This window comes from Mucilaginibacter lappiensis (assembly GCF_900155965.1).
Lineage (GTDB): Bacteria > Bacteroidota > Bacteroidia > Sphingobacteriales > Sphingobacteriaceae > Mucilaginibacter > Mucilaginibacter lappiensis.
Window position 1 is genome coordinate 135,721 of record NZ_FTMG01000007.1, and the last position, 13,426, is coordinate 149,146.

Here is a 13,426-nt window from a genome sequence, read left to right on the forward strand (position 1 = left end):
TGCGAGGAGGAACGACGAAGCAATCTCGTAGCTATTCTTACCGACGAGAACGCGAGGAGATTGCCACGCTGTGCTCGCAATGACATAGTTCAGTTACTTATAAATCCTCCCCATCGTAGGATCATCCCAAATGATCTTTTTAAGTTCTTCGGGATTGATGATGCCTTGTTTACCGTAAACAACTTTACCATCCGGATCAACCAGCATGGTGTACGGCAGCGCGCCATCCCACTTCGGGTCAACGGCTTCAATCATTTTGTATTTATCATCGCCGGTATAAATGTAGTTGGGGCCAGATGCCTGTTTGCCGTTCAAAAAACTCAGGGCTTTATCCTTGCGCGATGGATCATCGGCGCTGATAGTCACCAGTTCCAGTCCACGGTCGCGATACAGGTGCATGATAGTTACCAGTTCTGGAAATTCCGCTACACAAGGGCCGCACCAGGTGGCCCATAAGTTAATCAATCTTAGCTTATCACTTTTGTTTTTTACCAGGTTAGCAATACCTGTTGCATCAATGGTGTCCAGTTTTACGGGCTCATTGGCCCAGGTTACGGCAGCTTTCTGGATCCAGTCCTGTTTTTCGGCCCATTTGATGGAGCAGCCAAAGGTTTTGGTTACCGGAGTAGCTACTTCTTTACCTGCCAATACCGCATCTATAGCGTTGCGGGCATCTAAAGATCGGGGTGTTTTGGCCGGATTCTCCATATCGTCAATGCGACCGTTGTAGCGCAATTTCCTGTCCTTATCAAATATAAAAATGTGCGGCGTAGCCACCGGACCGTATTTATTACTGGTGATTTCCGTTGCACCATCATACAAATAGGGGAAATTAAAGTGCCGGTCTTTGGCACGTACCTTCATATCGGCAAAAGAATCGCCCAGATCACTGTAACCCAATTCATCCAAACGCAAGGAGGCAGGGTTGTTCGGATTGATAGCCACTACTTTTACACCTTTAGGCGCATAATCGCTGGTCAGTTTCACCAGCCTATCCTCATAGGCTTGCGATGTTGGGCAATGGTTGCATATAAACACCACAACCAACACCTTGGCATCTTTGAACGACTGCAATGTATATGTCTTGCCGTCGATACCTGGCAAACTAAAATCGGGTGCTGTGACGCCTATAGCCAAGGTAGTATGGGTTACCTGTGCAAAGGTAAATTGCGACAATAACATTAAAGCAACCAGGATTATCAAATCATTTTTTTTCATACTCTTCCTCAGCTAATTATTCATGTATGGCTACAGCCAATAAGTACCAGGCGGTGTGCGGCAGCCATTGCTCGGCCCAGCGCCAGTCGTAATCTTTATGGATCTGTGCATAGGATAAATTAAAATCGATATCATTTTCGTCATTCAGGCCCCCGGTAACACCGTTTACAATACCGCCGGGAGCGTTGGTATACTCAAACGTACCAAAGAAACCGTACGCCGGGTTATTGTGTCCGGTACCCTGCAGCATACTGGCATCAAAAGGGTTCAAGCCCAAAATCCAGTTCAACTGATCAACCGCGAAAGTTTCCAGCTGATCATGATAGGCTTTATCATCGGCAAATAAACCGGCAGCCAATCGTGCGGCTGTAGCCATAGAAGATAGGCGGGCATTTTCACCTTGCCACCATGGTGAGGCATCACTGCCCTGCGGAAAGAAGAACGATGTACGCCTGTTGCCCAAGGTATCCTGCACCAATTGGCGACTGTAGCCGAACGGATTATTGACCTCATGGGTCACCTTCAACTCAAAATCAAATGATGCTTTGATGGCTTTTTTGATAGATGCCTGCATGGCTTGGTCAGCATAAGGATAATAATAGATCAAACTGGTAACAGGCAGACCCGCGTCCGAAGGGTGAAAGAATGGCCTGTCGGTACTATCTGCCTTCCAATAGTTCTGATAGTTTTTCCAGGCAGATAGCCGGCTTAACAGGTTATTAGCCCTTTTGGTCGCTGCTGTTAAATATTCCGGCTTTTTGGTGGCCTTATATAGTTCGGTGGCAGCGCTTAGGGCGCAATAATCATCTAAAATATTCTCGCGGCTATCAAAAGTCATCAGCTTATTGTTGGCTTCCAGAAATTGGAAAGCGTTTTCAGCGGCCTGTAAGTATTGTTCGCTGGTAAAGTCACCATTTACTTTGAAAGTTGATGCCATGGCCAACGCGGCAATGGCCATACCCCCACCCGAGCGATAGCTGGTTTGATAGCGGTGCCAGTCCTTATTTGCTGAACTATTGCTAAAGGGCTGATCTTTGGTTTGTTTGATACGATAGGACGCGTCTTCAGCGCGGATCACCCTATCCTTAGCCAGCTTACCCGGACCGGGTGCCGATACCGATCGGTAAAAAGAACCATTTTTTGCCTGCATCCGCACCAGGTAATCGGCTCCATAAATAGCTTCATCCAAAATACGGCGGTTGATCTGCCTGAAATCGGTAGTTGTTTTTTTATCGAGGATCTCTTTAGTTTTCAACAAGCTCCATACCACCAGTGGTATCTGCTGCGGATTAAAATAATTGGAGAAAGACAAATGCGAAAAATGTTTGCCATAATCGCCGGTAGCATCATACCAACCACCATGGGCATCAATAGTGTTCTGGGTTCTGCCAGCCAGCAATAAATGGTGATCGGCCTTATCAATTTCGCCGGCACTGCGCTGCCCTTTAAAGTAATACACTACATCTGATAGCGTAGCCTGCTCCAATACATTCTTCCCGATTTTAAATGGATAGGAACTGATTCTCTTGCCGGCTAACGCCACCTCAATGTGGTAAGTACCATCTGTATTGAACCCGCTAAAATCGAGTGTATAAAATTCGTATTTTTTCCACCCTGCCACTTTACCACTATAAACCGGTTTGCCAGAAAGTACTACTTTACCATCTGCGTCAATTAATTGGAACGTTGTGATGGGGTACGCCTTGTCTGTCACCACGATGGCTTTTTTGGCTTTGGTGTCTTCATAACCTACCTGGTTGGCTACTATTTTAACTTGTTGGGCAAAAGCCACAGTCGGGAACAGAGCCAGTAGAAAGATTAGGAAACGGTATGTTGTTTTATTCATGAATTGGGTATTAAATGTGTTATATAAATTTATAAAAACAATTGCACGGTTTTAAAGCGTTGGCCCGTGCGATTCCTTACCCTGGGAGTGTAGGGAGGGGTTTATTCGTGATACAGGTCGTATAAACCCCTCCCTGCCATTACACATATCAGCGTGCCCCTTCCCGAGGGAGGGAATTTAACTGCGCGTTATATCAATCAATAGCCACCGAATACAAAGCGTTATGTCCGGTAACGTACAACGTTTTCCCATCTGTACTAAAAGCAAGGGAAGTAGGGCGTTCGGGCACTTTGATCACGCCAATCTGCTTGCCAGCGCTATCGTACTCGTAAACCTGTCCATCGGCTATATACACATTCCCCTTTGCGTCAACCGCCGAATCAAATTCACCACGTTCGGCAAAATATTTCAGATCGCTCAGATAGCCATCGGCACTTACGTTGAGCTGTACCGTACGCTTATCATATTCATCGGTAGTATAAACCGGTTTGCCAGGATAAGCAGCAACCAAGGTGCTTGAACGGGCCAGGTCATATACCGCCGGTATAATGGTAACTCCATCGGGCGCTACCCAGCACTCGGTGGCTTTATTAACGGATACGGTATTAAAATCATGAAAATCGCGCCAGCGGTGTGCCGGGTAAAGTGCCTGGTAAATAGTTTTGTCGGTTGGCATAGCTTCTTTCTTCAGCAATTTGATACTCTCGTCGGGTTTGTCGGTATTTACCGAGTACACCAAACTACCAAAGCCCGAGTTACCCCAACCGCTAAAGGAAGTCCCCCCAGCATCTGGTGGATTATTAAATATTTCGGGCTTACCATCAATTAAATAGCCGGGTTTGGGTACATATTTAAATACTACCAGCAGATTATCATTCTTATCGCAAGCCAGTGAAAGCGGTTCCCAGGGATAATCGGCCGGTAGACTAATGGTTTTTGTATTGACATCCCATTTATAAATTCGACGCATCCGGGCTTCGCTAAAATAGGCGTTACCCTTGCTATCCGTACAAAGGCTATTAGCAAATTCAAAACCCGAGGCCAGCTTTTGTACATTGCCCTGAGCAGGTTGCTCGCTGGTTGTTGTAGCACTGTTAATCACCAAACGCGTAAACTCCCAGGGACGAACAGTAACATTGGTACCGATATCATATAGCGGATCGGTAGTGGTATATTTGATCTGGCTGTAATTATGCACATTGAGCAATTCTACGTTTTTGTTGTTCCAGCTGCGGATGGAGTATGGATAAGGCTTATTGACCCTGATCACCCTAAACATATACAGGTTGGCGAAAGTCATATCCGCACAATTCTCCAGTTCCAGCGGCTGGCATTCGGTGCTTTCCCGGCTCTCCTCTTCCAGTTGCAGGGCGTATACTTTCCAGTTGCTTACTTGATTAAAACGCACTTCGTTGCGTACATGGTGCTCTACCGATAAGGCGTAAATACGCCCTGGCGTGCTGGTATTGGAAACATAAGCCCCGGCAGTAGCATAGGTATTAGCGCTCCAGATATTTTTAAACGTGCCGCCACCGCCATCGGTTATCCAAAGGCTCCAGTATTGAGTGTCCCACATATCACTGTCATTACCCTTATACAAACCCGGACCTGTTTGCTCTCCCGGCTTGTTCATACCACCATGGCCGCCCAAAAATTTCACATCGTTCAGGTAGGAATTTTCACCGGCCATCCATTTGCAGGCTACAGCTCTCGGGTTGATACGACCTGAGGATAAACCTATACCGGTGACAATATTGCTGCCGCCCTTGCTCGTTTCGATCATCGGCACAGGTCCGCCAAAACCTCCGAAGGCCTGTGTATTATCTTTCAGCAAGATCTGTGTAGCAATAGGATTCAAACCGATCAGCACCGTATTTGGCTTTAGTTTTAAAGTTTCGGTGATTCGATATTTTCCCGATGGCACATAAATAGCAAGGTATTTGTCAATAGCATCCTGTATGGCTTTGGTATCATCCGTTTCGCCATCACCTTTGGCACCCAGTGTTTGCAGGTTAGCCCAGGTACCTATCGCCGGAAAATCCGGAATGTCTTTTTTGGCTGGCGGCGGGAAGGCCGACAATGGTTGAATTTCCTTTATGGTTTTATATACCGGGTCAGTCTTCAGGTTATCCATCTGCAAACCGTATATAAAGTTTTTTACTTTGTAGATGGCGCCTCCGCCTGCTGTTGTTGTTTTGCTACGGCGATAGCTGGCCAGTACCTTTACATCGCGGCAATCCACATTGCGCAGGCTGATCTGGTTAAAGGCATTATCCTCATTACTGATGATAACAGCCGGACCGGTCACATGGTCAAACCTGCTATCCTCCACAAGTAATTTTTCATGATAATTAGGGTGGATCTCGATCACCGTAGGCACATTTTTTACGTGCATCCGCACAATGGTTAAGCCGGCCTCCTGGGTACTGATGGCAGCTTTACGCTGACCTTCAAAATAGGTATCCACCATCATAAACTGCCAGCCGGGGGACGGTTTGGTGGTCAGGATGCCATAATCACCGTTAAAAAAACGGACGTCCTCCATCTCATTACCCACATCAAACATGCCCGCCTTGCCCTTACCCGCATCAATATCGGCATGGGCTATAAAACTATGCTGGGCATAATGTGTGCGCAATGCCACCGCCACGGGATTACCATCCTCTATTTTCAGATTGATATTAGAGAGCGCACTATAGAAGGTAGATGCTCCCGCGTCAGATACCTCTTCGCCCGGTTTGGATATATTATTTACAAACCAGAACATATATTTAGCGTTGCCCTTATCCGTGGTATCAGCCACCTGGAAACCCGGCGATTTTTTGGCCAATATAATAACCGGACGATTTTTACCATAACCTATCAGGCGGATGGCCCGTGGCACAAATATGGTTTTACTGATCAAGTATTTTCCTTCGGGAATAAACAGCACGCCAAAATTATTTTTATCCTTCAGGTCTTTGATGGCTTGTTGCAAAGCATCAGATACATCGGTTTTCCCATCAGCTTTAATAGGATATTTATCGGGAGTAAAGTAAACCGCTTCTTGATCATCCAAACGTTGCTGATAAAATGACCTGGCGGCTCCAAATGGCACATCCGGCTTTTGGGCAAAGCCACAATGATAAATTAGTGGTATAAAAAGAGTCAATAAAAAGAACTTCTTCACAGTTGGTATTATTTTTAGATAAGGTATCACAATTGATATTTGAATATAACAGGATATAAGGCGGCATTAATCGGCCTGAACAAAGCTCGATATTAGTTTTCCCAAGTGCTATTTTACCAGCACTACATCACCACTACCAATATCGGCAGCAGGATATTATATCAAATTAGTTACAAAGAATTGGAAGACGGCCCCGGCTCATCCTTCATCGGGGTTGTTTCGGATTTTTTCTGTAGTACCGGCACTATGGGGTTTTACTCCTTAAAAGCGTGTTAATATCATCATTTTCAGTTTGTAGTAGTGGTAATGTAGGGCACTAAAACTATAAAATGGTTTAACTTTATAGCATACTTGCAAAGTGTTATAACCTGGATAAGCATACGGTCGCATTGCTTATTTTATTTAAAATTTTTGATTTACTGGCCCTACAGATCGCTCTTTTTGAGGGTAAAAGATCACTGGGATTTTAATATAAGTATAGATGAGAAAGTTCTTAATTGCCACCCACGGGGCGTTTGCGAAAGGTATACAGTCATCAGTAAATATGATCATTGGTGAAACCGATAACGTATTCCTGATTCAGGCTTACCTGGATGATCATATCAGCGTAGAAGATGAACTGGCTACTGTGTTAACGCATATTACCGCTGATGACGAGCTGGTGATATTTACCGACCTGCTGGGCGGCAGCGTCAATAATATTATGATGCGCGAAGCATTGAAAGATAATGTGCATATCGTATCTGGCTTTAATCTGCCTTTGTTAATTGAGGTTATTATGGGCGATGCCGGCACTCCGGTTATGGAGGTAATAGAAGAAGCCATTGTTAATGCTAAAGAACAAATGGTATATGTAAACAAATTGATAACACAACAAAATGATTAAGCTAACCCGCATTGACGACAGACTGGTACACGGACAGGTTGCCATGACCTGGACACCCGCCCTGGGCGCCGATTGCCTGCTGGTAGCCAATGACAAGGCCGCCACCGACGAATTTTTGAAGATGACCCTGGGCCTCGCCAAACCTGCCGCAGCCAAACTACTCATCAAAACATTGGCCGATGCCATTACATTTTTGAATGATCCGCGCGGACAGAGCATGAAAATACTGGTACTGGTGAATTCGGTAAAAGATGCCGCAACACTGGCTGCAGGTGTAAGCGAGATAAAGAGCATTAATTTCGGCGGCATCCGTACCAAAGAAGGTGCACGTTCCATAGCCAAGGCACTGGCGGTTACAGATGACGATATAGCCATTATCCGTGATCTCCTGACTAAAGGCATTGAACTGGAAGTAAGGCAGGTACCAACTGACAACAGAACCCCTATAGAAACCCTGATTTAAAATGCTGGCCACCTATCTGCTACTCACACTTATAGCCGTTTTTGGGCATTTTGAGGATTTCCTGGGTACTACATTGTTAAGTCGCCCGCTGATCCTGGGGCCACTGGTTGGTTTGGTGCTGGGCGATGTAACCCAGGGTGTCATGATAGGCGCTACGCTGGAGCTGATCTTTATGGGCAATATTAAAGTTGGCGCGGCTATTCCGCCCGATATTATTACCGGTGGGGTGCTGGGCACTGCCTTCGCCATCATGTCGCACAAAGGGCCTGCTATCGCGCTGGCTTTGGCGGTACCTATCTCTATCCTCTCAGAAATGGTGATCAGTGGATTGTTCGTTTTCCGGGCGGTGTTCAATAAAAAATTTAATCAATATGCCGAGGATGGAGACTATAAAGGCATCCAGCGCTTGCATATCCTTTCGGGTTTGTTAAAACCCCTGTTGATGGGTATCATTATTTTTGTGGCTTTGGAACTGGGCTCGACAGCCATCAAATCATTCCTTGATCTGATCCCTGCCTGGGTACAATCGGGCCTGCAGGTGGCCGGGAATATGCTGCCAGCGCTGGGTTTTGCGCTGCTCATGAACCTGATGTTTAACAAAAGGGTTGCTCCCTACTTTTTCCTGGGTTTTATGCTGGCGGCTTATTTAAAGCTACCCATTATCGCTATTGGAGGTTTAGGGGTGATCATTGCGTTAATAGTAACACAGGATGCACCAAAACCGGCAGCCACCTCCAATGATGATGATTTTGACTTTGATGACACGCCCGCGGAAACAATACCTGCTGAACCGCAACACAAATTGAGTAATGGCACTTTAAGAAAACTATTTTTAAGATCACTTGCACTGGAGGCTAATTTCAATTTCGAAACCTGGCAAAATACGGGCTTCGCCTTTGCCATTATCCCGGTACTCAAAAAACTATATCATACCAAAGAGGCCATGACTGCCGCGCTCAAAAGGCATTTGCAATTGTTTAATACCAGTCCCTATGGTTCTACGCTCATCATCGGCATTACCGCCGCCATGGAGGAGCAAAACGCGCAGGATAAGGATTTCGATGAAGAATCTATCAGCTCGGTTAAACTCGGACTCATGGGACCATTGGCCGGGGTATTTGATTCCTTGTTTTGGGGTACCTTTAAGGTGATTGCCGCGGGTGTTGGTACTTCTTTGGCTATCAAAGGAAATATATTAGGTCCGCTGCTTTTTTTGATCATATTTAATGTACCACATTTGCTGCTGCGTTACAACCTTACTTTTATAGGCTACAACGCCGGCACCAAATTTTTGCAGAACCTGAGCAAAAGCAACGTAATGGATAAGCTTACCTCTGGTGCTGCTATATTAGGATTGATGGTAGTAGGCGCTATGCCTGCCACTTTGATGAATATCAAAATACCACTGAATATTGGTTCATCCTCATCAGCCATTGGGGTGCAAAGCATCCTGGATCAGATAGTACCAGCCATGATACCGCTGGGGCTCACCTTCCTGGTATATTATTTTGTAAAAAAACAGGTTAAAACCACTTGGCTGTTGCTGGGCTTATTGGTGTTAGGCTTTGCAGGCAGTATAATCCATTTGTTTGTATGACGATCAATGGCATAGGCGTATCTCCCGGAATAGCCATTGGCAAAGCGCATCTGCTCAGAAAACAGGAAGCTGCCTTGTCGGGCGTTGTATTATTGAATGAGGCGGATATAGCTATCGAAACAGATAAATTCAACAATGCTGTTGCGCTTTCGGTTCAAGAAGTGGAAGCGATGATCAGCAATTATGATCAGTCGCAAGGCAATGAAGGTCTGGAGATCCTGGAAACCCATATTGAATTGTTGAGCGATCCACAGATCAGCGAGGATGTGACCGGGAAAATATCCAAAGAAAAAAAGAACGTAAATGATGCCTTGATCGAGGTAATTGCAGACGCGGTTCAATTGTTCAAAAACATGGACGATGAATACCTGAGTGCCCGTGCCGCCGATGTGCAGGATATTGGCAACCGCTTACTCAGAAACCTGAGCTTTTCAGCCCCAACCCATGCTCCACACTACGAAACTGATACCATCATTATTGCCGAGGACCTTACACCATCAGATACCATCAGCATGGATACTACTCATGTTGTTGGTTTTGCCACACAAGCGGGCGGACGAACATCACACGCCGCCATCATTGCCCGATCGCGCGGTATTCCGGCCATTGTTGGATGCGGTGTTACCTTGATGAATATCAAAAATGGCGACCAATTGATCCTCGACGGGCAAAGCGGAGATATTATCATCAATCCGGCTCAGGAGATAGTTAAACAATATCACGTAAAAAGAGAAAACTGGCTGAAAAAAAACCACTTACTCAGGTCGCTAAAAGATACACCAGCAACAACTCCCGATGGCATCAACATCAAACTATTTGCCAATATAGGCAACGCAAACGATATGGAACAAGCCATCAGCTTTGGCGCCGAAGGCTCGGGATTATTGCGCACAGAACTACTTTTTATGGGTCGCGATGCATTACCAGGCGAAGACGAACAATTTGAATTTTATAAAGCCGTAGCGCTGAAAGCCAAAGGCAAACCTGTTATTGTGCGTACGCTGGATATAGGCGGCGATAAACAGCTTCCCTACTTTAACTTCCCTACCGAGCAAAACCCCTTCCTGGGTTACCGGGCCATCAGGATCTGTTTGGATCGCCCTGATATTTTTATCACCCAGCTAAAGGCCATATTACGGGCCAGCGCATTCGGCCAATTAAAGATCATGTTTCCGATGATCTCTAATATTCAGGAAGTAAGAGCAGCTAAAGTCATATTACAACAGGCCAAGGATGAACTAACCAAAGCAGGTATCACCTTTGATAAAAATATTCCTGTGGGCATCATGATTGAGATACCATCGGCTGCTATCACTGCCGATCTGCTGGCTAAAGAAGTGGATTTTTTCAGCATCGGCACCAATGATCTTTGTCAGTATACGCTGGCGGTCGACCGGATGAACGAGCAGATCAAAGATCTGTATGACCCCTACAATCCCGGCGTGCTCCGGCTTATTGCCTATGTGATTGAACAGGGTCATAAAAACAATGTAGAGGTAGGTATGTGCGGCGAACTGGCATCGGATTCCAAAGCAACCCTTTTATTATTGGGCATGGGACTTACCGAATTTTCCATGAGCGCTACAGCTATTCCAGAGATCAAAAATATCATTATCAACAGCTTGTTGGTAGCAAAAGAGATACACCAGAGGGTAATGGAAATGGACAGCTCGGCATTAATCACCGCTTATTTACAGGAGATAACCCTATGATCACAAAAGACTATATCATTACAGCAGCCGAGGGCATGCATGCTCGCCCTGCAACCAATCTGGTAAAACTAACTAAAAACTACAGCTCACTCATCAGCTTAAAAAAAGGAGAGCGTACGGTTAAATTAAGCAGCCTGATGAATATCCTTTCCCTGGGTATAAAAGGAGGTGAAACGGTTTCCATTATTATTGATGGCGAAGACGAAACGAGTGCTATCATAGCCATCGATGCATTTTTTGAGGAAGAATTAAAACACCTGTAAAGGCAACATAATAACGATGAAGATCACGATAACCAAAAACGAAAAGGAATTTAACGAAACTGCCGCCTGGCGCATCATCGGTCAGATGCTGGAAAAACCCGCGGCTGTGATAGGTCTTTCAACCGGGCAAACCACGATGGATATGCACCGGATAGTGTCTGATATTTACACGCAATACCCATTTGATGTATCACGCATTACCCTTTTTAATGTGGATGAACTCACCAACCTGCCCCGGGAATATGCAGGCAGCTGCTACACCATGATCCTGAACCAGATAGCCGGCCCGCTAGGTATTCCTGAGGAAAATTTTATTATGCCCCCTACCCTAAGCGATGATTTTGAGGCCGAAAGCCTGCTTTTTGAAAAACGCCTGGCCGAACGTGGTGGCGCCGACTTGCAGATGCTGGGCATCGGCAGCAATGGCCACATCGGCATTAACCAGCCCGGTACGCCCTTTGAAAGTGAAACATGGGTATCGCCTATGGACCCCGACTTTGAGGCCCGTGTACGCCGCGAAACACAGGTGCCCGAACATATTGTGCTGGGTGGCCTAACCCGTGGTGTAAAAAACATTATGCATACCCGCAAACTGATATTGATAGCCAAGGGAGCCCATAAGGCCAAAATTATTGAACAAGCTATTTTAGGCCCAGTAACTACCGATATACCTGCATCGGTAGTTCAATTGCACCCCAACTGCGAAATTTTATTAGATGCCGATGCCGGCGCGCTGATCCATGAACGCGTAAAACAACGAGGTTACAATTTTTAAAGATTTTCCCACCTTGAACCTTTATCATAAAGTCTTATAACAATTGTTGTAAGACTTTTTTTATGCGTATTAAACTGCTATAGCTATTGACCTCAAAAGATTTTTTCTTTATTTTTCGGGAACCTTAAACCTGCATATCATGATCAACGAATACTATATTTTAAGAGATAACGAAAAGCACGGCCCATATAGCCATATCGAATTAATGGATATGGAAGTAAATGCTACCGAACTGGTATTATCGCCCTTAGCTACCGATTGGCAGGAGGCTTTTGAACTACCCGAATTTGATGAATATTTTAAATCTATTGGTATATATGCACCTACAACAAGCAACGTAGCCAATTTTGGCTGGCGATTACTGGCATTTGTTATTGATTACGTCATTATAACCATCGGCTTAGGGCTAACAGTTGGTATATTTGTTGCTATTGGGCGGCTGACAACCAGTACCATAAGCATGGATCCTTTATCATCCACATCATCTACCGAAAGGGACCTTTTGTTCAGGCTCATTTTCCTCCTGATTTTAACTTCCTATAACTCAACTTTTGAAGCTACTAAAATGCAAGGGAGCATTGGTAAGTTCATTTGCAGACTGGTAGTGGTTAACATTAATGGGCAAAGATTAAGTTTTGGTACTGCATTATCACGTAATCTATTGAAAATTTTATCCAGCTTTCTTTTCTTTCTTGGTTATTTTGCCATGCTATGGAGCCCAATGAAACAATGCTGGCACGACCAACGAGCCAAAACCTATGTAGTCAGGAAACCAAAGTGATAGCTTAATCTTTATCTTTCCTAAATTCATCAGTAAAATGTTCCCGGTGTTTTTCTTTGGCAAATTTATCAGCATTATAGTCGTCAGATTTTCCTTTAGGAATAGAGAGCGAACTCCATTTTTCATCACAAAGCATTTTACCAATAAAAACAATTTGCCCAACATGGTACGGATAATGTGCCAACTGCCGGTTAATGGCTTCGGCAACGGTATGCCCCATATTACGGATGTAAATGATCTTGTCCAGATCATCGGCAGTCAATTGTTCAAGGGCATTTAAAAGGCATTCCCAACCCTTGTTCCACAATTCTAAGAGAACTTCACGGCCAGGATTTATAGCTGTAAACTCAGCCTCGCGGTTACGCCATTCTTTTTCACCATCGGTATTAAAGATGTCTGTCCACCTGGAGATCATATTACCCGAAAGGTGATTAACGATCATGGCAATGCTGTTTGATTCCGCATTATACTGCCAGTTTAGCTGTCCATCAGTCAATTGTGCAAATGTTTTTTCGCCTAGCATTTTATAATAGGCAAACTGTTTTGTAACGCTTTCCAGGTAATCAGATATCATAAATAAAATTAAAGATTTTAGTCTTGCCCGTCAATCCCTGTTATTTGGTCATGAGCCCGACAAATATGTTAATTAAATACAGCCTGCACAGTTAAATTTATTTTCATTCAAAACATTTTCTTATAAGATAATATTTTAATAA

At 44.8% G+C, this 13,426-nt stretch carries 11 protein-coding genes; 7 read left to right on the top strand and 4 right to left on the bottom strand.

The window, feature by feature from the left end; translation table 11 throughout:
• Window positions 1-93 precede the first annotated feature (93 nt).
• The 3 genes from BW976_RS14920 to BW976_RS14930 form a co-directional block, all read right to left on the bottom strand.
• Window positions 94-1,218 carry a redoxin family protein gene (locus tag BW976_RS14920; protein WP_076374111.1) on the bottom strand — a complete coding sequence of 375 codons (1,125 nt, stop codon included), beginning with the start codon at window positions 1,216-1,218 and terminating at the stop codon, window positions 94-96.
• A gap of 16 nt (window positions 1,219-1,234) precedes the next feature.
• Complete coding sequence (locus BW976_RS14925) at window positions 1,235-3,064, bottom strand: glycoside hydrolase family 9 protein (protein ID WP_076374112.1); 1,830 nt, start codon at window positions 3,062-3,064, stop codon at window positions 1,235-1,237.
• Between the two features lie 193 nt (window positions 3,065-3,257).
• The gene (locus BW976_RS14930) at window positions 3,258-6,233 is read right to left on the bottom strand and encodes a glycosyl hydrolase family 28-related protein (RefSeq protein ID WP_217696258.1); all 2,976 of its coding nucleotides are present in this window, start codon (window positions 6,231-6,233) and stop codon (window positions 3,258-3,260) included.
• A 481-nt stretch (window positions 6,234-6,714) separates the two neighbouring features.
• Between BW976_RS14930 and BW976_RS14935 the strand changes: the two genes are divergently transcribed.
• The 7 genes from BW976_RS14935 (at window position 6,715) to BW976_RS14970 (ending at window position 12,710) form a co-directional block, all read left to right on the top strand.
• On the top strand, window positions 6,715-7,119 hold the full coding sequence (locus BW976_RS14935; protein WP_076374113.1) for a PTS sugar transporter subunit IIA: 405 nt from the start codon (window positions 6,715-6,717) through the stop codon (window positions 7,117-7,119).
• The gene (locus tag BW976_RS14940; RefSeq protein ID WP_076374114.1) at window positions 7,112-7,582 is read left to right on the top strand and encodes a PTS sugar transporter subunit IIB; all 471 of its coding nucleotides are present in this window, start codon (window positions 7,112-7,114) and stop codon (window positions 7,580-7,582) included. The genes BW976_RS14935 and BW976_RS14940 overlap by 8 nt, the downstream gene beginning before the upstream one ends.
• A 1-nt stretch (window position 7,583) precedes the next feature.
• Window positions 7,584-9,179 carry a PTS system mannose/fructose/sorbose family transporter subunit IID gene (locus tag BW976_RS29725; RefSeq protein ID WP_084192204.1) on the top strand — a complete coding sequence of 532 codons (1,596 nt, stop codon included), beginning with the start codon at window positions 7,584-7,586 and terminating at the stop codon, window positions 9,177-9,179.
• Entirely contained in the window at window positions 9,176-10,891 is a 1,716-nt protein-coding gene (gene ptsP / locus BW976_RS14955) for a phosphoenolpyruvate--protein phosphotransferase (RefSeq protein WP_076374115.1), read from the top strand. The genes BW976_RS29725 and ptsP overlap by 4 nt, the downstream gene beginning before the upstream one ends.
• Window positions 10,888-11,154 carry an HPr family phosphocarrier protein gene (locus tag BW976_RS14960; protein ID WP_076374116.1) on the top strand — a complete coding sequence of 89 codons (267 nt, stop codon included), beginning with the start codon at window positions 10,888-10,890 and terminating at the stop codon, window positions 11,152-11,154. Before ptsP ends, BW976_RS14960 begins: the two co-directional genes overlap by 4 nt.
• Before the next feature lie 16 nt (window positions 11,155-11,170).
• Window positions 11,171-11,929, top strand: coding sequence for a 6-phosphogluconolactonase (locus tag BW976_RS14965; RefSeq protein ID WP_076374117.1), 759 nt, complete (start codon window positions 11,171-11,173; stop codon window positions 11,927-11,929).
• Between the two features lie 139 nt (window positions 11,930-12,068).
• The gene (locus BW976_RS14970; RefSeq protein WP_076374118.1) at window positions 12,069-12,710 is read left to right on the top strand and encodes an RDD family protein; all 642 of its coding nucleotides are present in this window, start codon (window positions 12,069-12,071) and stop codon (window positions 12,708-12,710) included.
• A 4-nt stretch (window positions 12,711-12,714) separates the two neighbouring features.
• Here the strand turns inward: BW976_RS14970 and BW976_RS14975 are convergent, their stop codons facing one another.
• Window positions 12,715-13,284, bottom strand: coding sequence for a DUF1572 family protein (locus BW976_RS14975; protein ID WP_076374119.1), 570 nt, complete (start codon window positions 13,282-13,284; stop codon window positions 12,715-12,717).
• Window positions 13,285-13,426 lie beyond the last annotated feature (142 nt).

Bases quoted from the DNA above. Each gene is read 5' to 3' on its own strand.
- BW976_RS14920 (WP_076374111.1), bottom strand. From the start codon at position 1,218: ATGAAAAAAAATGATTTGATAATCCTGGTTGCTTTAATGTTATTGTCG.
- BW976_RS14925 (WP_076374112.1), bottom strand. From the start codon at position 3,064: ATGAATAAAACAACATACCGTTTCCTAATCTTTCTACTGGCTCTGTTC.
- BW976_RS14935 (WP_076374113.1), top strand. From the start codon at position 6,715: ATGAGAAAGTTCTTAATTGCCACCCACGGGGCGTTTGCGAAAGGTATA.
- BW976_RS14940 (WP_076374114.1), top strand. From the start codon at position 7,112: ATGATTAAGCTAACCCGCATTGACGACAGACTGGTACACGGACAGGTT.
- BW976_RS29725 (WP_084192204.1), top strand. From the start codon at position 7,584: ATGCTGGCCACCTATCTGCTACTCACACTTATAGCCGTTTTTGGGCAT.
- ptsP (WP_076374115.1), top strand. From the start codon at position 9,176: ATGACGATCAATGGCATAGGCGTATCTCCCGGAATAGCCATTGGCAAA.
- BW976_RS14960 (WP_076374116.1), top strand. From the start codon at position 10,888: ATGATCACAAAAGACTATATCATTACAGCAGCCGAGGGCATGCATGCT.
- BW976_RS14965 (WP_076374117.1), top strand. From the start codon at position 11,171: ATGAAGATCACGATAACCAAAAACGAAAAGGAATTTAACGAAACTGCC.
- BW976_RS14970 (WP_076374118.1), top strand. From the start codon at position 12,069: ATGATCAACGAATACTATATTTTAAGAGATAACGAAAAGCACGGCCCA.
- BW976_RS14975 (WP_076374119.1), bottom strand. From the start codon at position 13,284: ATGATATCTGATTACCTGGAAAGCGTTACAAAACAGTTTGCCTATTAT.